This is a genomic window from Rheinheimera sp. SA_1, from assembly GCF_001669775.1.
GTDB lineage: Bacteria > Pseudomonadota > Gammaproteobacteria > Enterobacterales > Alteromonadaceae > Pararheinheimera.
The window spans coordinates 81,026-99,248 of the sequence record NZ_LXWK01000015.1 but is presented as its reverse complement, the minus strand read 5'-3'; the positions used below and the strand labels follow the sequence as shown (position 1 = coordinate 99,248).

Sequence of the window (18,223 nt, the reverse complement as noted above, 5' to 3'; positions counted from 1 at the left end):
TCTCTAATCGCAGTACAGGAGTCCTTCATGTTCAAGTCCAAACCCGCCCGGATCGCCATCGCCTTGCAATTTGCCTTATTGGGTCTGCCAGCTGCTTATGCCCCAGCTGTCTACGCTGCAGTGCAGCCTGAAGCCAATGCCAGTGGCGATGCCGCAATTGAGCGGATTGTGGTGACTGCGTCAGGTTTTGAACAGAAAGTGGTGGATGCGCCAGCCAGTATTTCGGTGATCAGCGGCATTGAACTGCAAACCCGTCCTTACACCACGTTGTTGGATGTAGTACGGGAACTGGAAGGTGTTGATATCGGCGAAACCCGTGACAAAACCGGGCAGGGCACAGTGTCGATGCGCGGTATGGGTTCAGATTACACGCTGATTTTGATTGATGGCCGTCGTCAGAATAATAATGGTGATATTTACCCGAACAGCTTTGGTGGCAACCAATTTAACCATATTCCGCCATTGTCGGCGGTGGAGCGGGTGGAAGTGATCCGTGGCCCGGCGTCGACTTTGTACGGCGCAGATGCTTTAGGTGGTGTGATTAACATCATCACCAAGAAAATTACCGATAAAACCGTTGGTGCATTCTCGCACAGCCGTACTGTGCAGTCAGAATCAGTGTTCGGCGATGATACCACCACCGATTTCAGTCTGTTTACGCCTTTGTTGCCAGGTCAATTAGGTTTAGCACTACGCGGTAATGTGTACGAACGTGACGCATCAGATCCGGAATATGCACCGGCGATGGATCCGGACGGCAATTGGGTCAGCCGCGAATTAGGTTTTGGCGGTGGTGGTAAAACGGTGGATAACACCAACTGGTCAGCCGGTGCCACGTTGAACTACATGCCAAATGACAAACACACGGTGATTTTCAGCTACGATAACTCCGAGCAAAAATACGACAACGATGGCAATCAGCTAGGCACTGAAGATACCTTCGACGCCATGCTGCGCATCGTCAACGCCGCTATTCAGCCACGCGCTGGTTATGCCAAAGATCAACGTTTTGGCCGTGAACAATGGGCGCTGCAACATTTAGGCGAGTGGCAGGGTGATATTCGCAGCAACATTAGCCTGTCCGGCGTCGATACCAGCAACCTGGGCCGGACTTTACCTTACACCGTGGCCGAGCGTAACGGTTTACAAGGGCTTTGGAATGCTGCTTGTTTAAAAGCCGGTGGTAAAAATAACGCCGCATTGAACTGTGTGCCAACTTTTTTGAGTGGTCGCACCGATTCGATTAAATCCACCACCTTCACCAGCCAAAGTGAAGCGGCGAAAATGGCCTTTATGCAGGCCAATTTATCTGCCGCGCAATATCAGCAAATGTTGTCGTATTTACCACGTGATGCCCGTACCTTAGCCACCAACCAATATACGCTGGACGCTAAAATCGATATTCCATTTGAGAACCATCTGGTAGTCACCGGTGGTCAGTTGATTGACGGTGAGATGGAAGACAGCGTATTTGGCATGTACGGTGATGGTTATGTCGAAGGCACAGTGCAAAAACACGAGATGTGGGCGCTGTTCGCCGAAGATAACTGGACAGTGTTGCCAGATGTAGTGCTGACTGCCGGTATTCGTTATGACGATCACAACGTCTTTGGCGGCGAAGTCAGCCCGCGTTTGTACAGCGTGTGGACGGTCAACCCAAGCTGGACCATCAAAGGTGGTGTCAGCACCGGTTATAAAACACCAAAAACCAGTGATTTATTCCCGGGTATTGTCCAATTCGGCGGTCAGGGGGTAAGCCCTGGCGTGGGTAACCCATTGTTAACGCCAGAAACCAGCGTCAATACTGAAGTGGCTGTGTACTACGCGCACGATGATGGCCACAGCTTTAACGCCACCATTTTTAACAATAGATTTGACGATAAAATTTCCAACGGTGGCGATACCATTCCACCTTGTGATATTGCCAAACCAGGTCAACGCTGCGCTGACGTTGGGGCCGGTTGGGCTGATTTAGGTTATGTGTCGTTCTCGCAAAAAATCAACATTGACCGGGTCGATATTCTGGGTGCTGAACTGGCTGGTATTTATCAGTTGCCGTACGATTTAACGCTGCGCGCCAACTATACCTTGACCGATTCCGAGCAAAAAAGCGGTGCCAGCAAAGGGTTACCACTGACCAATACCGCGCGCCATATGGCCAACGCCACATTGGATTACGCAGCGACTGACTTACTGAAACTGTTTTTAACGGCCGAAGTGCGCTCGAAACGCTACCGTGGTTTTGATGCGACCCTAAACAAAGAGTTGTTTTACAAAAACTACGAAGTGTTCCATTTAGGCGCGTCATACAAAGCGTCAGATGCGGTGACCTTCAACGTCCGGATTAACAACCTGTTTGATATCGACTTCACTTCATACAACACGGTGTTCGCACCAGTGGCCGGTGGTGGTTATGCCGGTAGTTATGTTGATGATTTTAATAACAAAGACAAAGCCCGTAACCTGTGGCTGAGTGTCAACGTTACGTTCTAAGCGTTGTAAATAGCGCAGGCCTATTTGTGCTGACGATGTCGACGGCGGACTTCCATCGGTGAGTCCGCCCGATTTAATAGCTACATAATTTGTGTCATACACGGTAGGTTCGACAAGCGCAGCGCCATCGAACATGCTGGTGTTCCGGCATGACCGCCACCCCCGATGATTTTTCGTTAGTTTTCGTGGACGATGGAGCTACGCTTATCGGCGCTACTGCTTTTTAAAATCATCTATTTAAAATCATCACCTTGAGTAGGGCGCTACTCACCGCGACAGCGGTAGTACGCCGGATGGTAAATTTTAAAAGTGCAGTTTTTTACTTCAAAAGTGCCATTTACCCGCTGACTCCTCAACTATACTGGCTTTAACTTCTTGGTCGTCAGTCAGTTGAGGTTCTCAATTTGTCGCGTTCCGCCGTTCGGTTGCTGCTAAGTTCCGGAGTTTGTTGTTTACCTGGATTGTTACTTAGCTGTCTGATGAGCGCAGTGCCAATGAAGGCGATCGCAGAAACCCCGGTGCCGCAGCCGAAACTACAGCCGCAACTGATCGTCTTCGGCTATCCGCATCAAATTGTTGACCCCTTAACACTCTATCCAATTCGGCTGCTGCGCGCAGCGCTCGAAAAATCCGGCGAACCTTTTGCACTGCAAGCCTCACCGGTGCCGATGGTGCAGGACCGCTCACTACGCGAAATTGCCGCCGGTAACCTGGTGGACGTGTTCTGGAGCATGACCAGCATTGAACGTGAACAATATCTGTTGCCGGTACGGATCCCGATTGATAAAGGCCTGTTTGGCTGGCGCGTGTTCCTCACTACCGAAAAAAATCAACATCTTACCGAAACAGTGCAAACCATTGCGCAGCTGAAAAAACTAGTGATCTTGCAAGGCCACGACTGGCCGGACACCAAAATTCTGCAAAGCAACAAGCTAAAAGTAATTACCTCCAACCAATACCGCTCCATGTTCAACATGATAGCGACCGGCCGTGCCGAGCTCTTTCCACGGTCAATTCTTGAAGTGTGGAAAGAAATTGCACTGGAAAAACACAACCTGCGCGTCGACCCCAGACTATCCATCTACTACCCAACCGCCTTGTACTTCTTCGTCAGCAAAAGCCAGCCAGAACTAGCCAAACGCATCGAAAAAGGCCTGAATCAAATGATTGCCAGTGGCGAGTTTGAACAGTTGTTTTTAGAAGAATACGGCGCTGATTTAGCGGAAGCCGTGGCCACGAAGCGCCGGGTAATTTATCTGGAAAATCCTTTTTTGCCCAAGGAAACACCGTTGACGCGGAAAGAGTTATGGGTGGATTTGGAGGCTTTGGTGGGGAAGTAGGTTTTCGGCTGTTAGTTTTATTCGCAACAATTTAATGCTTCAGGTAGATCACTTTTATGGATGAGTGGATCTGACACAGGTCGGTTTCTGAATGGGCTTTTAAAGGAGCGCATTAATCCGACAACGCCGCTTACTGCATTTTTCTAGTCTTTATTGGCAGACAACACCATGTTAGCTGTGATTAACGAAAAACAATGTCGGAAATTGCCGTGGTATTGGGCAGAGGGATTAGGTGATTGTTCACGAGATAACATGGTCTAAAGTTAAATATATGCATTTTATTGCTCATTAAGTAATCGAAAATCAGGGTTTTATCAGAAATATATTAACTTTTATGAAGCATAAATTTGGTGTTTCTGAATACACTACAGCGGTGGAGTAATCGTTCTTTGAGGTTTTGTATTCGCACTCAAAGCTCGATGTCCATGTAGCTTAACTATCTGGAATTAAACGTAAACTTGCAAATGCAAACTTTCCGACAATTCTTTGGTGTTGTAAACTTGATTCAAGCGAGTTGGATACCATCCCCTTGTAGAGTCATATGGAAATTACACTCTCAATTAATGGATTTAATAGGATGAAAAATAAAATTATTTTGAAGTCGTTATTGTTAATGTCATTTTTGATGATGTTTACACCATCAGCTATAGCGGTGGAAAATGGCTTTTTTTGTAGCAACTGTACTTATCAGGAAGCTGCTGAAATTGCCAAACGCGAAGCGCCGCCAAAAGTTCATTGTGTGATCAAGAGTTCTCCTACAGAAGATTATATTGAGGAATGTACAAGTCTGACCAATCGCTTTTTTGTTGTAAACGAATCCAGCCGACAGATTTTTCCATTCACTGTATTTCATAACAACCAAAAAGGTAATCGACAACAGCTAACTCTGGCTACTCGCGACAGCTCTCTTACCAGTGAACAGCGTCTAGCCATCTTAAAAGCTCTAGATGCTAAACTTCAGTTAGGTCCTGCCTTACAAGAACTTGCCAGTAATATGTCAGGCCCGGCTGCAAGTATGGCAAGCTCGGCCAGTAGCAGCCTTACTAAAGATGCCGATAGCGCTTTGTACAGTCAATCAAATACTCAAAGTTCTGATCCTATGAGCGGCTGTGCTACTGACCCACACAAGCATGCCTTGGAAAATGCGTTATCTGAAAGTCACAGGGTGCTTTTAGAGTATAACGCTCGAGCTAGTTTTCAGGCGACTCTTACAAATTCGAAATATTCGTCGCTAAAGGAAGCATTTAACGAATGGAAATTTACTGGATTTGGTATGCAAGGTGGTGCTTATCAGGGTGGGTTTAATATAAGTTGGCAGCATTCTACTGGCGCTTATACTCTCTTCGAGAGGTATATTCACCTTACCGAACTTCACTGGTCCGTCACTCTGAATGAAGCTAACAACATAGACGTAAAATTAAGCTCAACTAACTCCATTATCGATGGTAATTCAGTTGCTTCTTTACTAAGTCGTCCGACCGGTGCATTACCTCCGAAAATATCTGTCTGTCTATTACAGGTGCTACAAGATTTACATTTTGATAGATCCTTGTCTGAAAGAGCGAACGATAGGCAAACACAACATTTTGATACTAGTAGTGAAATGATCGGACGAAACGAAAAACGTGACGACGGCTGGATTTGTCAAACCACCTTATACAACCGACATGGCAGTGTAATGATCAAGTTTTTGTCGAGATGCCGCTAGCTCTGAGAAATTAACTTATTGGCCGTAACTAATTTGATAAAGCCGCGCCGTGAAAAGCGTGGCTTTTTTATGCCATTGCAAGTAATGAGCTCAGCGTCAGAGCATGGAATAAAGTGTTGTATCTAACTGGATTGGAAGTTTTGATAATTTATCAAACCTTCTGGCTCATATTAATCAAGCTATGCGGTGCGTTACAATTTGGTGCGCAATTGGTGCGCTCAAAATTTAACCCGCGAAAGGAAAGCAATAAGTCTATATAAAACAGGGAAATTAATGGTCGGTACGAGAGGATTTGAACCTCCGACCCCTTCACCCCCAGCGAAGTGCGCTACCAAGCTGCGCTACGTACCGACATTGCGGCTTATCATAATGCTTTTGGCTGTGATTGCAACGCTCTCGAGCGCAAGCTCGCGCTAACTGCGTTATTTTTAATCGGTTTTTCGAAAATATCTGCGCCATCGCTTCTAGAAATCCGCTACATTACCTTTCTAGTTATCCATCTGGACTTCCGGCGTTGCCGCTGGCATTTTTCTTGATATTTCCCCAATTACTCAACAGCGGAGACCTGGCTGATGTGGATTTCGTTTACGCTGCTGGCGGCATTTATGCAGGCCTGGCGCAATGCCTTTCAAAAACAACTGTCGGTTGACGTCAATGTGCTGGGGGTAACCTTGGCGCGCTTTATTTATGCCAGTCCGTTAGCCGCCTTGTATTTATGGATTTTATATCGGGATCCATCGGCACAACTGCCGCAGTTTAGCGGCAATTTCGTGTTTTATGTGGTGGCGGCGGCGCTGATGCAAATTCTGGCGACTGCCTTGATGGTGGTGCTGTTTAAGCAGAAAAATTATGCCATTGGCGTTGGTCTTGCCAAAAGCGAAGCGATTTTTGCGGCGGTGCTTGGCGTGTTGTTTTTCGCCAGTACCTTAACGCCACTCGGCTGGTTGGGTGTGCTGGTAGGTAGTGTCGCGGTGTTTTTACTGAGCGGCCTGAGTAGCTTTATAACCATCAGTTGGCCGACGGTGTTGATTGGTTCGGCGTCGGGTTTAGCGTTTGCGCTGACGTCGTTATGGGTGCGCGAAGCCAGTCTGGCGCTGGGCTTGCCGTTTCCTTATGGTGCGGCCTGGGTGCTGTTGTTTGTGATTAGCCTGCAAACGTTGCTGTTATTGCTGTATCTGGCGCTACGGGATAGCGCCACTTTAGTCGCGTTATGGCAGCGGCCGCGACTGACCATCCTCACCAGTGTCACCAGCTGTATTGGATCTTTGGGCTGGTTTACTGCAATGAGTCTGGAAATTGTGCCTTTGGTGAAAACACTGGGTCAGGTAGAAGTGTTGTTTACCTTGCTGATTTCAGCGTTTTTCTTTAAGGAAAAACTGAAAAAGCAGGATTATCTGGGATTAACTTTGATTGTGATTGCAGCGCTCTTGGTGATGTGGGCTTAGGTTACCGCTGGAATTGTCGGTGTAAGTGAGACATTTGTTAAATCTGTAATATTCATTAATATTAATTAAGACAAATGTCATATTCTGGCGCTATGCTGATTTTGCGATGATAAAAACATCAGCAAAAATGCGGTAGCTCACTCGAAGAAAGGGCGCCGGAACCAAAAACAACTTTGCCCTAAATCATTGATGATGCAGGTAGGCGGCAACTGAACGAATCTGGAACGCCAGTCCGACCCGGAGCATAGTAATCCTATGTGACTGGGTCGGACTGACGCTTCAGTGAGTGATGGCGGCCAACAACCCTGCAGCTTCAAGGATGACGGGCAACTCTGGAGCAGCTATGCGCCTTCTTACCCTCGCGGCATTGTTTAGTCTGACCTTGCCTGTACACGCCAAACTATTAATTTCCGAAGTGTTATACGACGCACCGACTAACGATACCACTGAAGAATTTATTGAAATTTATAACGATGGTTGTGCCAGCGTTAATTTAAGTGGTTATTCGCTTGCCGATAATGGCGGCAGCTTTAACTTAAGCGGCACCGTCGCGCCAGCCAGCTATTTTGTGGTGGCGAAAAATACCGCAGCTATGCAAGCTTTGTTTGGCAAAACACCACAACAAACCGGCTTAACGCTGTCGCTTGGCAACAGCGGCGATTACGTCAAATTGCGCCAGGGTACGACTGAAATCGACAGTGTCGCTTTTGAAAATGCCATCAGCGGCTGGACGTTAAACGCTGTGGATAAATCGGTTGCCCGCAAAAATGTTGCCGACAGCAACACCATGGCGGATTGGCAGGTGTCGACCAACGCCGGAAACCCTGGCTCAGGTCTATTAACGACCTCATGCAGCGGCGGTGGCGATACCGTCAATCTGCCGACTTATTATGTCGGCACCAGCGGCAAAACCGGTGCTGCGTTAAAAACCACTTTAAACACCATTTTGCGTGGCCATCAACGGTTAAGTTACAGCGAAGTGTGGGACGCCATCAGCTACACCGATGAAGATCCGGCCAACACCAGCAACGTAATTTTATTATATGCCGGACGCAGCACCGCCAAAACCTTCCGTGTGAATACCAGCAGTTCACTGGATGCCTGGAACCGCGAGCACGTCTGGGCGAAAAGCCATGGTTTTCCAGCAGAAAGCCAATATGCCCATACCGATATTCACCATTTACGGCCGGAAGATGTGTCGCTGAATTCAACCCGCGGCAACAAAGATTTTGACAATGGCGGCACCGCTATCAGCGAAGCACCTTTGAATAAAACCGACAGTGACAGCTTTGAGCCGCGCGCTGCTGTCAAAGGCGACGTGGCGCGGATGATGTTTTATATGGATGTGCGCTACGAAGGGGGTGATGATAGCGGCACACCGGATTTATCCATTCCAAATATCGCACCAACCGGTAGCACCGCACCACAAATGGGTAAACTTTGTGTATTGCTAGCCTGGCACCTCGCCGATCCGGTGGATAGTTTTGAGCAGCGTCGCAACAACCGGATCTATGAGCTGCAGCAAAACCGCAACCCCTTTATCGATAACCCACAATGGGCGACTTCGATTTATGGTAGTCAGTGTCCATAATGCTTAATAAGATGTTGAAATATAAGTAAAGTAGGGCGTCACTCACCGCGAAAGCGGTAGTGCGCCAGCTTTGTTCTTGGTGTGACCGGATGGTTTTTCATCTGGTGCCGAAAGCCAAGTTCTGGGTAGAATAGAGTTCCGCTTCAAGCACTTTGCAAGGAATGATCGAATGTTACCGGCGTGGCTTTCTTCTGCTGATTTTCTGGCCTTTACTCTGGCAAACCCCGAAAAGTTGCCGACTGATCTGCAACCTCTGACATTTCGGCTCCAAAACGGTACCGATTGTCAAATCTGGGATACCGGCATTATCTGTTTTACCCCGCAACACTATGGCAATAACGATATTGTGCTGAGTTGTGGTGTGCATGGTAATGAAACAGCGCCGATTGAAATTTGTGCCGCGTTGGTGCAGGACATTCTGCAAGAACGGTTGCAGCTGAGCGAGCGAGTATTGTTTTTATTCGGTAATCCACCAGCGATTAATGCCGGTAAACGTGAACTGATTGACAATATGAACCGGTTTTTCTCCGGTGCGCATGGCATCAGCGATGATCGCGATATCGATGCCATCAACGATGCGGAAATTTCCTTTGAAAAACGTCGTTGTGCTCGTTTAGAGCAATATGTCAGCCGCTTTTATCAGGCGGTGCCGGCAGGGCGCGAGCGCTGTTTATACGATTTACATACCGCCATTCGCGGTTCGCAATTTGAAAAATTTGCGGTTTACCCCTTTTTACACGGCAAACCCTGGTCGGAAGCACAGTTTAGTTTGTTGGCCGCTTCTGATATCCACTGTTTCTTATTGATGCAAACACCTGCGACTACCTTTAGCTATTACGCCGCGCAAACGCATGGTGCCCATGCCTTTACGCTGGAACTGGGCAAAGCACGGCCACTTGGTGAAAACGATATGAGCCGCTTCACCAAGGTTGCCGACACGTTACGCGCCTTGATCAGCGGCGCTGATATAAAAACCAAACCCTTTGTCGAAACCGACTTTCAGTTGTTTGAGGTGTACCGAGCTATCAATAAACACACCGAAGCTTTTGAGCTTAGTTTTGCCAGCTCGATTGAGAATTTCACCCAGCTGCCATTGGGTACTTTGCTGGCAACAGACGCAGACATTGAATACAGAGTCGAGCAACCGGGCGAAGCAATTATTTTCCCCAACGCCAGTGTAGCGATAGGTCAGCGCGCCATGCTAATGGTCAAACCAGTTTCGGTTATTGGCCAAACCGGCTGATTAAGCGCCACAAAAACTCATTATTCAAAGCGCCGGAACATCGGCGTTTTGTGTTTATAAACGGTTTAAATGATGAAAATTCAATGGTTTATCCTTAGTTGGTTTTTGCGTCCGTTCAGCTGCCACAGGCGGGAATGGCAACAAAAATCGACGCAAGCCCTGCGCCGCTCTGCTAAATTTTAACGGCTGGCCGGGTTGCAATGCAGTTTACGTAAAGGTAAAGTTGCGGCGCATTCTAAAAACGATCATAGCAAGCGAAATGCACCGCATTCAGGTTGACGCGTGCGTCAAGCACCTACAGGTGCACCAGAAGAAGCAACCAACATCCGAAATCATTGATGTTGCAGGTAGGCGACAAGTGAGTGAGACTGGAGCGCCAGCCCGGCCCGGAGCATAGTTGACCTATGTGACTGGGTCGGACTGGCGCCTCAGCGAACGAGCGAAGGCAACAACCCTGCAACTTCAAGGATAAAGGAGGGCGGGCATAGCAAGCACGGGGAGAAGCTGCAGTATCTACCAATAACTGTCACAGAACAGCGGTAATACTGCAGTCTGGTTCAATTTCACGGTAAAGCAGGCAAACAACCAAGGTCCGCGTTACCCGAAACCAAAAGAGAGACCTATGACCAACCCTAATAACGCCACCATTTCGACTGTCCACACAGCCGATTTTACCAGTGGGCACGCGTTACAAATTCCAACCCTACGCATTTTACAAGACGACGGCACTATCTATCCCGGCGCAACTGCCCCGGATCTCGACCAAGAAACTGCCTTAAAAATGTATCACAGCATGAGCTTTATCCGGGTGCTGGACGAGCGGATGCTCGCTGCGCAGCGTCAAGGCCGGATCAGCTTTTATATGCAGTGTTTAGGTGAAGAAGCTGCCACGGTCGGCAGTGCAGCTGCACTTGACGACAAAGACATGATCATGGCGCAGTATCGTGAACAAGGTGCGTTGCGTTATCGCGGTTTCAGCTTAGAACAGTTTATGAATCAGCTATTTTCCAACGAAAAAGATTTGGGTAAAGGCCGGCAGATGCCGGTGCATTACGGCTCGAAAGACATCTATTACATGACCATTTCCAGCCCGCTGGGTACGCAAATTCCACAAGCGGCAGGTTATGCATACGCGCAAAAACTACGTGGTCTGTCGAACGTTACCATTTGTTATTTTGGTGAAGGCGCGGCGTCTGAAGGCGATTTCCACGCTGGTCTGAATATGGCGGCCGTGCATAAAGCGCCGGTATTATTTTTCTGCCGTAACAACGGTTATGCCATTTCAACGCCAGCCAACGAGCAATTTAAAGGCGACGGCATTGCCTGTCGTGGTGTCGGTTACGGCATGAAAGCCATCCGCATGGACGGTGCTGACATTCTGGCGGTATATCAAGCCACCAAAATGGCGCGTGATCACGCCATTGCCACCAACGAGCCGGTCCTGCTGGAATCGATCGCTTACCGTTTAGGCGCGCATTCTTCTTCAGATGATCCAAGTGGTTACCGCAGCAAAGAAGAAGAAGAACAATGGCGTAAAAACGACCCGATTTCCCGTTACCGCTTATGGCTGATTGCCAAAGGCTGGCTGGACGATGCCGCTGACAAAGCGCAAATCGAAGCCTTACGCGGCGAAATTCTGGACGCATTAAAAGTGGCGGAAAAAGTCGCCAAACCAGGTATCGAACACTTAATTTCTGACGTGTACGCTGAGCCTATCCCTGAGCTTGAACGCCAGCTGGCGGAACTGAAGCAGCACATCCGTAAATATCCGGATGCTTATCCAATCACGTCGGGGAGAATGTAATGGCTAAAATGAATATGTTGCAGGCCATTAATAACGCCCTTGATCTGGCGATGGCTAAAGACAGTACTGTGGTTTGTTTTGGTGAAGACGTTGGCCACTTTGGTGGTGTGTTTCGCGCGACTTCTAAGCTGCAGGAAAAATACGGTAAAGACCGTTGCTTTAATACGCCGTTAACCGAACAGGGTATCGCTGGTTTTGCCAACGGTATGGCGGCACAAGGCATGAAGCCGGTCGCGGAAATTCAGTTCGCTGATTACATTTTTCCGGCCTTTGACCAAATCGTCAATGAAACCGCCAAGTTCCGTTACCGCTCAGGCAATGAATTTAATGTTGGTGGCCTGGTATTCCGCACGCCTTACGGCGGTGGTATCGCCGGTGGTCATTACCACAGCCAGTCTCCGGAAGCCTATTTTGCGCATACGCCTGGTTTAAAAGTGATAGTGCCGCGCGACCCGTACCAGGCCAAAGGCTTGTTACTGGCCTCCATTGCTTCTGAAGATCCAGTGATTTTCTTCGAACCGAAAAAGCTGTACCGCGCCTCCACCGGCGAAGTGCCGGAAGAGTATTACGAAATTCCATTAGGCGTGGCCGAAGTGATGCAGGAAGGCAAAGATGTCACTGTGTTAGCCTGGGGCGCGCAAATTGAAATTTGCCAAAAAGCTATAGAAATGGCCGCCGCCAAAGGTATCTCCTGTGAACTGATTGACCTTCGCAGCATTCTGCCTTGGGATGTCGATACTGTGGTGAAATCGGTGCTGAAAACTGGTCGGTTAGTGATTAACCATGAAGCGCCGCTGACCGGTGGTTTTGCCGGTGAAATCGCTGCCACTATTCAACAGCGTTGTTTCCTGCATCTGGAAAGCCCGATTGCCCGTGTTTGTGGTCTGGATACTCCGTATCCGCTGGCGCTGGAACGTGAATACGTCGCCGACCATTTAAAAACTTTTGAAGCCATTGTCGCTTCAGTCCAGTTCTGAGCGAATTCTGATCGAGGCGATGATGAAAAAAGATTTTATTCTGCCGGATATCGGTGAAGGGATTGTCGAGTGTGAACTGGTCGAATGGCTGGTGAAAGAAGGCGATACCATTGTTGAAGACCAACCGGTCTGTGACGTGATGACCGATAAAGCGCTGGTGCAAATTCCGGCGGTGTTTAACGGTGTGGTCAGCAAACTTTATTACGCCAAAGGTGATATCGCCAAGGTGCATGCGCCATTGTTTGAAATGACGTTAGCCGGTGAAACGGCTACGCCTGCTATCGCAGCTCCGGTTGTGGCTGCTGTTGCGTCCGTAGCATCAGTTGCGCCAACTGCGCCTGCAACATCCGGCACTATCGTCGAAGATTTCCTGCTGCCTGATATCGGCGAAGGTATTGTTGAGTGTGAAGTGGTGGACTGGCTGGTCAAAGAAGGCGATATCATCGCTGAAGATCAGGCCGTCTGCGACGTGATGACCGACAAAGCCTTAGTGCAAATTCCGGCCAAATACGCCGGTAAAGTGGTGAAGCTTTACACCGCAAAAGGTGATATTGCCAAGGTGCACGCACCATTATTTGCCATTGAGCGAGTGATGGAAGGGGCCGTTGCAGCGCCAGTCGTTGCAGCACCGGTTGTGGCTGCTTCAACGGCAGCAGCGCCAGCACTTTCAGCAGTCGCTGTTGCAAATAACGGCAAAGCTGTGGCAAGCCCAGCGGTGCGCCGCTTAGCGCGGGAATTAAGCATCGATTTAACTCAGGTGCCTGGCACCGGTGCCAAAGGCCGGGTGTTTAAAGAAGATGTGCAAAACTTTGCGACTGGTGTGAAAGCGCCAGTGGCTGCCTGCGCTATAAAAGAAGCGGCAAAAGCAGCAACGCCTGCAACTGCAGCGTCAGTAGCCACCGGCGGTCGTCGCGTTGAACCCATCAAAGGCATTAAAGCAGCGATGGCAAGGCAAATGGCCGAATCTGTGGCGACTATTCCACATTTCACCTATTGCGAAGAGATTGATTTAACCGAACTCATCGCGCTGCGGTTAAGCCTGAAAGACAATCTGGCGAAGCAGGGCGTCAAGCTGACAATGATGCCGTTTTTTATGAAAGCAATGTCGTTGGCGCTGAACGAGTTCCCAATTCTGAATACGCAGGTGAATGCCGATTGTTCCGAACTGACTTATTTTGACGATCACAATATTGGTATTGCGGTGGACTCGAAAGTCGGTTTGTTAGTGCCAAATATCAAAGGTTGTCAGGCAAAATCAATTGTTGAAATAGCCAAAGATCTGACCCGCTTAACAGATTTAGCCCGTGAAGGTCGTGTCAGCCCGACAGACTTAAAAGGCGGCACCATTACCATTTCCAACATTGGCGCTATCGGCGGTACTGTGGCGACGCCTATTATCAACAAACCGGAAGTGGCGATTGTGGCGCTTGGTAAAGTGCAGCAACTGCCGCGGTTTGATGATAAAGGCCATGTGGTGGCCCGTTCGATCATGCAAATCAGCTGGTCGGGCGATCACCGGGTGATTGATGGCGGCACTATTGCGCGCTTCACCAACCTTTGGAAAAAGTACCTGGAAGAGCCAAGCGCGATGCTGGTTGCAATGCGCTAAGCGGTTGCTTGCGAAATAGTTGAGTTAAAACACCGGTTTAGGCCGGTGTTTTTTTTCGATGGTGTCAATAAGTGATGAGGCGGCAGACAAAAGCAGACCTTTTGCGGCATGGATGCCGCAACAGAGCCCCCAGAGATGGGTTCACGGCGAGTCTGCGTTGTCTGACGTCTCATCAGCTTGCATGGCTACATTTTTGTTAGGCTGCAACAATTTTTGATGGAATAACTGTTCATACCGGCCTGACTTTTTCGCTGCTGCCAATTGTTGATTAAACAACGTTTTTAACTTTTCACTCTGTGAGGACTGCTTCGGGAATAACAAAAAACTCTGATTGCGTAGCAGCGGTGTCGGATGATGGGTAATTTGCGCTGTCAATTCTTCAGACAAGCTTTGCAGCACATGATAACCAACCTGAATTTCCTCCCCGAACGCGTCAATCCGCCGGGCTATCAAGCGCCGGAAGTTTTGCTCGGTGGAATTGACGCGGGTCACGGTTAATTCGCCTTTAGCCAGTGCCTGATCAAAGGCGGGGCCGTAGCTATAACCCAGGCCACCGCCGAGCTGCAGGTTTTTCAAGTCGGCCAAAGTCTTCCATGCCAACGGCTGTTGTTTTAAATGAAACAACACAAACTTTTCTTCGAGCACCGCATCACTGTACAGATAATCGGTTAAGCGGTTTTCGGCGAACATCCAGATGGCGGTGGCATCGTAACGACCAGCTGCGGTGTCGTGGTAAGCGCGGGCCCAGGGCAAAAAGTGGAATTCGACGCGGTATCCGGCATTGGCGAATAGTTCACGGATCAACACTGCGGCGCTGCCATTGTTCGGCAAATGTTCGCCTAAAAACGGCGGCCACTCACCAGCGCTGATGGTCAGTGGGACCAGCGTTTTCTCCGGAGACTGCGCTGAAACTTCGACACTCATTAGCAACATCTGCAACGACAGCAGCAACAACATCAAATTTGCCAGAGCTCGGGTCCAAAACATCAATTTACGGGTTCCTTGCAGCATGGTAACTTCATTTTTTTTCAGTCGTTAAGTCATACGGCTGCAGCGCAGTAATCGTTCAGTGGCTGATTTTGGGATTATGATGGAAAAGCACCAACTAAGAAACTTCTACATTCCCGAAGAACAGTCGTTTTATCTGTTAAACGCCAACGATGCCAAAAAGCTCAAAGATTGGGTGGCGCTTTGTATCGAAGAGCTGCAAAAACTCGGTTACCGGCAGATAGAGTTGGTGGGTAAAGGCGCTTATGGCTTTGCCTTTGCCGGGCTCGATAGTCAGCAAGAGCAATGTGTGTTTAAGTTTTCCCGCATCAATTTGCCGCCGCATATTCAGGAGCGGCTGGCAGATGAAGCTTATATGTTATCGCAAATCAGTCATCCGAATGTGCCGCGTTATATCACTTATCAGGTGGTAAAAAAGCAAGGTATTTTGATGATGGGGCGCGCTAAAGGCGTTGATTTAGAACAATATAGCTTGCGCCACGGCCGCTTGCCGGTGCGGTTGATTGTCGATATCGCCGCTCAGTTGGCGAGTTTATTACTGGTGCTGCGCAATCATCAGAAAGACGGCGAAATCTGCCCGGTGGTGCATGGTGATATTAAACCGTCCAATATTGTGTATGACGAACAAAGTGGCCAAATCAGCCTGGTGGATTGGGGCTCGTCAGTGTTTGCCCAGACGGATGAACAGGGCCAGTACATCAGCAATAACGTGATGCAACTGATGTCGGCCGATTTACAAACCTCCAATGCCCGTTTAGGCGATGTGTATTTTATCGGTCTGGAACAGCGCAGCGGCGCATTGTCCAGCCCAAGGTTTGATGAGCAAGGTGTTGCCGGCACTTTGTACGCGTTGGCTTCGGGGCAATCCTGCAGGTTTGGCCGCAAAGCCTTGCCAGCGCGAAGTTTAGGTTTGCCGATGGAATTTGCGACTATGCTCGACAGTATGTTGGCCGACGATGTACAGCTGCGTTATCAGGCCGGAGATTATTTCCTAAAAGCCATGCCGAGATTAAAACGGCTGGTGTTACCGTCATTAACACTGCTCGCCGATTTACCTTTATTGCCGGTGCGGTTAAGTGCCGAAAAACAAGAGCTGGATACCGTAGTGTATTCTTCGCGTAAATCGTTTTTACGGGAACACAGCGACGAAGCTGGTATTCAGTATGTCGATGATGTGCAGCTGGAGCGGTATTACAAAAACTATTTAGAGGGCATGGGCGAAACCGAAAAAGCTTTTGTTGCAGCGGTGAGCCGCTTGGCACGTTATCCGGTGGTTGGCGGTTTGGCCATTCATTGGCAGCAGCAGGGCGTATACATCGACTGTAATTTGCATCTGTATGATGCCAAACAACAAAGTGCTTTTACGCTTGCAGTCAACAATGTGGTGTATCTGGCACAGGCCATCGCCAAAGTCGGTATTTTTAAAGCCTGTTTGTTTAATGCCCGGCAAACATTGCATTTATCACGCGAGCAACAACAGCAGCCGTTTCTGCCAACGGCGCAGATGAAAATCCCGTACGAAATCGCCGCTGCAACATCGCAGGATGAAAGCAGTAAACAACATTCCTATTTTGAAGATGGTAAAGATCCGGACGAACAACTGGTGCTGCCCGACGCGATTATGGCCGACATCGCCAGGCTTAATTTAATCCGTCACAGCGGTTGTATTATTTTTGAAGTCACGGCTTTGTACATGAAAATTCACAGCTACTTTCACTTGCTGGATCCGCAAGCTGAACCGGAATTTAGCGCGTTATTGGCGAATATTCTGAAAAATGTCAACCTGATCAGCGGTGAAGGTGTCGGGGGGTTTATGAAGTTGCCGCACAAAGATACCCGTTATTTTAAACATCAGATGATCCAGCCAACGCTGTATTATCCGGCCAATCCGTTACAAGCTCTCAACTAACATAAGAAAGAAATAATATATGCCGCAGCCGCGGCTGGCCTCTGCTACCTTTGATTCAGGTCTCAGTTAATCTGAGGCAACCATAACGGATTTTGGTTATCGCTATGAGTCAACGCTATGAGTCAAGACACTGACTGGTCACAGCGCCAGCTACAAATTTTTAAAGCTATTGCCGACAATGCCGGTGCCGTGATTGGCGCAAAAGGACTTGATGGCAAGTATCTCTATGTAAATCAGCAATATGGCCGACTATTCCACCGGCCACTCTCCGACTTTTTAGGCCATACCGACGCGCAGCTGTTTCCGCCGGAAATAGCGGCGCAGTTTCGCCGTGCCGATGTGATGGCGCAAAAAGCAACCCAGGCGTTTAGTGTGGAAGAAGTGGTGCCGGTAGATGGACTGGAACGTGACTTTTTATCGATTAAGTTCCCGATTTTTTCTGAAGATGGGGTGTTGTTCGCAACTGGCCTGGTCGCCGCTGATATCAGTAAAATTAAAGACTTACAGCGTCAGTTACAAAATATGGCTGATCACGATGTGCTCACAACCTGTTACAACAGGCGCAAAATCATGGAAATTGCGGCTTTGCATCTGAAAAAGGCCAAACGTTATCAGCAGGATTTGTCGGTGTTGGTGTTTGACTTGGATAATTTCAAACAGGTCAATGACACTTTTGGCCATGCAGTGGGTGATTGTGTCTTGATTGGTTTTGTCGAGCGGGTGAATGCCGAGCTTCGAAAACCGGACGAACTCGGGCGCCTCGGCGGCGAAGAGTTTATCGCTATTCTTCCTGACACCAGTGCTGCAGCAGCCACGGCGCTGGCCGAGCGGATCCGCAAGAAAATTGCGATTTGGTATCCTGTGGCACTGCAAGGGCAAGCCCAGACCTGCAGCATTGGCATTGCCGGTTATTCGTTATCACTGCAGTCTTTGGATGAACTCGTGGCAGCGGCTGATCACGCGATGTATCAGGCCAAAGCCAGTGGCCGCAATTGTGTACGCAGTTTTTAAAAGTTAGTTTTTAGAAATCAGTTTTCACAAAGGCAGTTTAAGCGCATCGGCCGCTAAGCGTGCAGCGGATGACTTTCTATTCAGC

General features: G+C 48.8%; 12 protein-coding genes and 1 tRNA gene. 11 read left to right on the top strand and 2 right to left on the bottom strand.

Features of this window, described 5'->3' with window-relative positions:
• The first annotated feature begins 27 nt into the window (after positions 1 to 27).
• The 3 genes from A5320_RS07770 (at position 28) to A5320_RS07760 (ending at position 5,541) form a co-directional block, all read left to right on the top strand.
• On the top strand, positions 28 to 2,493 hold the full coding sequence (locus A5320_RS07770; RefSeq protein ID WP_082971625.1) for a TonB-dependent receptor domain-containing protein: 2,466 nt from the start codon (positions 28 to 30) through the stop codon (positions 2,491 to 2,493).
• A 494-nt stretch (positions 2,494 to 2,987) separates the two neighbouring features.
• Complete coding sequence (locus A5320_RS07765) at positions 2,988 to 3,833, top strand: substrate-binding periplasmic protein (protein WP_197490032.1); 846 nt, start codon at positions 2,988 to 2,990, stop codon at positions 3,831 to 3,833.
• A 577-nt stretch (positions 3,834 to 4,410) separates the two neighbouring features.
• Positions 4,411 to 5,541, top strand: a complete 1,131-nt coding sequence (locus A5320_RS07760) for a hypothetical protein (protein ID WP_068063262.1) — start codon at positions 4,411 to 4,413, stop codon at positions 5,539 to 5,541.
• A gap of 274 nt (positions 5,542 to 5,815) precedes the next feature.
• Here A5320_RS07760 and A5320_RS07755 read toward each other — a convergent pair.
• A tRNA-Pro gene (locus tag A5320_RS07755) sits at positions 5,816 to 5,892 on the bottom strand.
• Between the two features lie 221 nt (positions 5,893 to 6,113).
• Here A5320_RS07755 and A5320_RS07750 point away from each other — a divergent pair.
• From A5320_RS07750 to A5320_RS07725, 6 genes are all read left to right on the top strand, one after another.
• A complete protein-coding gene (locus A5320_RS07750; RefSeq protein WP_157605730.1) occupies positions 6,114 to 6,986 on the top strand; it encodes a DMT family transporter in 873 nt (290 codons plus the stop codon).
• A 343-nt stretch (positions 6,987 to 7,329) separates the two neighbouring features.
• Positions 7,330 to 8,577 (top strand): endonuclease, encoded by a 1,248-nt coding sequence (locus tag A5320_RS07745; protein WP_157605728.1) that lies wholly within the window; start codon positions 7,330 to 7,332, stop codon positions 8,575 to 8,577.
• Positions 8,578 to 8,746: 169 nt separating this feature from the next.
• Entirely contained in the window at positions 8,747 to 9,820 is a 1,074-nt protein-coding gene (gene astE / locus A5320_RS07740) for a succinylglutamate desuccinylase (protein WP_068063256.1), read from the top strand.
• Between the two features lie 622 nt (positions 9,821 to 10,442).
• A complete protein-coding gene (locus tag A5320_RS07735; RefSeq protein WP_068063254.1) occupies positions 10,443 to 11,624 on the top strand; it encodes a thiamine pyrophosphate-dependent dehydrogenase E1 component subunit alpha in 1,182 nt (393 codons plus the stop codon).
• The gene (locus tag A5320_RS07730; RefSeq protein ID WP_068063253.1) at positions 11,624 to 12,601 is read left to right on the top strand and encodes an alpha-ketoacid dehydrogenase subunit beta; all 978 of its coding nucleotides are present in this window, start codon (positions 11,624 to 11,626) and stop codon (positions 12,599 to 12,601) included. The genes A5320_RS07735 and A5320_RS07730 overlap by 1 nt, the downstream gene beginning before the upstream one ends.
• Positions 12,602 to 12,623: 22 nt before the next feature.
• Positions 12,624 to 14,210 carry a dihydrolipoyllysine-residue acetyltransferase gene (locus A5320_RS07725; protein ID WP_068063251.1) on the top strand — a complete coding sequence of 529 codons (1,587 nt, stop codon included), beginning with the start codon at positions 12,624 to 12,626 and terminating at the stop codon, positions 14,208 to 14,210.
• Positions 14,211 to 14,351: 141 nt separating this feature from the next.
• Here A5320_RS07725 and A5320_RS07720 read toward each other — a convergent pair whose 3' ends face one another.
• Positions 14,352 to 15,221, bottom strand: a complete 870-nt coding sequence (locus tag A5320_RS07720) for a substrate-binding periplasmic protein (protein WP_068063249.1) — start codon at positions 15,219 to 15,221, stop codon at positions 14,352 to 14,354.
• A 79-nt stretch (positions 15,222 to 15,300) separates the two neighbouring features.
• On the opposite strand from A5320_RS07720, the gene A5320_RS07715 reads away from it, so the two are divergent.
• The gene (locus A5320_RS07715) at positions 15,301 to 17,127 is read left to right on the top strand and encodes a protein kinase domain-containing protein (RefSeq protein ID WP_082971711.1); all 1,827 of its coding nucleotides are present in this window, start codon (positions 15,301 to 15,303) and stop codon (positions 17,125 to 17,127) included.
• 117 nt (positions 17,128 to 17,244) lie between these two features.
• The gene (locus A5320_RS07710; RefSeq protein WP_068063248.1) at positions 17,245 to 18,138 is read left to right on the top strand and encodes a GGDEF domain-containing protein; all 894 of its coding nucleotides are present in this window, start codon (positions 17,245 to 17,247) and stop codon (positions 18,136 to 18,138) included.
• The last annotated feature ends 85 nt before the right edge of the window (positions 18,139 to 18,223 follow it).

Bases quoted from the DNA above. Each gene is read 5' to 3' on its own strand.
- A5320_RS07710 (WP_068063248.1), top strand. From the start codon at position 17,245: ATGAGTCAAGACACTGACTGGTCACAGCGCCAGCTACAAATTTTTAAA.
- astE (WP_068063256.1), top strand. From the start codon at position 8,747: ATGTTACCGGCGTGGCTTTCTTCTGCTGATTTTCTGGCCTTTACTCTG.
- A5320_RS07750 (WP_157605730.1), top strand. From the start codon at position 6,114: ATGTGGATTTCGTTTACGCTGCTGGCGGCATTTATGCAGGCCTGGCGC.
- A5320_RS07745 (WP_157605728.1), top strand. From the start codon at position 7,330: ATGCGCCTTCTTACCCTCGCGGCATTGTTTAGTCTGACCTTGCCTGTA.
- A5320_RS07730 (WP_068063253.1), top strand. From the start codon at position 11,624: ATGGCTAAAATGAATATGTTGCAGGCCATTAATAACGCCCTTGATCTG.
- A5320_RS07760 (WP_068063262.1), top strand. From the start codon at position 4,411: ATGAAAAATAAAATTATTTTGAAGTCGTTATTGTTAATGTCATTTTTG.
- A5320_RS07720 (WP_068063249.1), bottom strand. From the start codon at position 15,221: ATGCTGCAAGGAACCCGTAAATTGATGTTTTGGACCCGAGCTCTGGCA.
- A5320_RS07735 (WP_068063254.1), top strand. From the start codon at position 10,443: ATGACCAACCCTAATAACGCCACCATTTCGACTGTCCACACAGCCGAT.
- A5320_RS07715 (WP_082971711.1), top strand. From the start codon at position 15,301: ATGGAAAAGCACCAACTAAGAAACTTCTACATTCCCGAAGAACAGTCG.
- A5320_RS07725 (WP_068063251.1), top strand. From the start codon at position 12,624: ATGAAAAAAGATTTTATTCTGCCGGATATCGGTGAAGGGATTGTCGAG.
- A5320_RS07770 (WP_082971625.1), top strand. From the start codon at position 28: ATGTTCAAGTCCAAACCCGCCCGGATCGCCATCGCCTTGCAATTTGCC.
- A5320_RS07765 (WP_197490032.1), top strand. From the start codon at position 2,988: ATGAAGGCGATCGCAGAAACCCCGGTGCCGCAGCCGAAACTACAGCCG.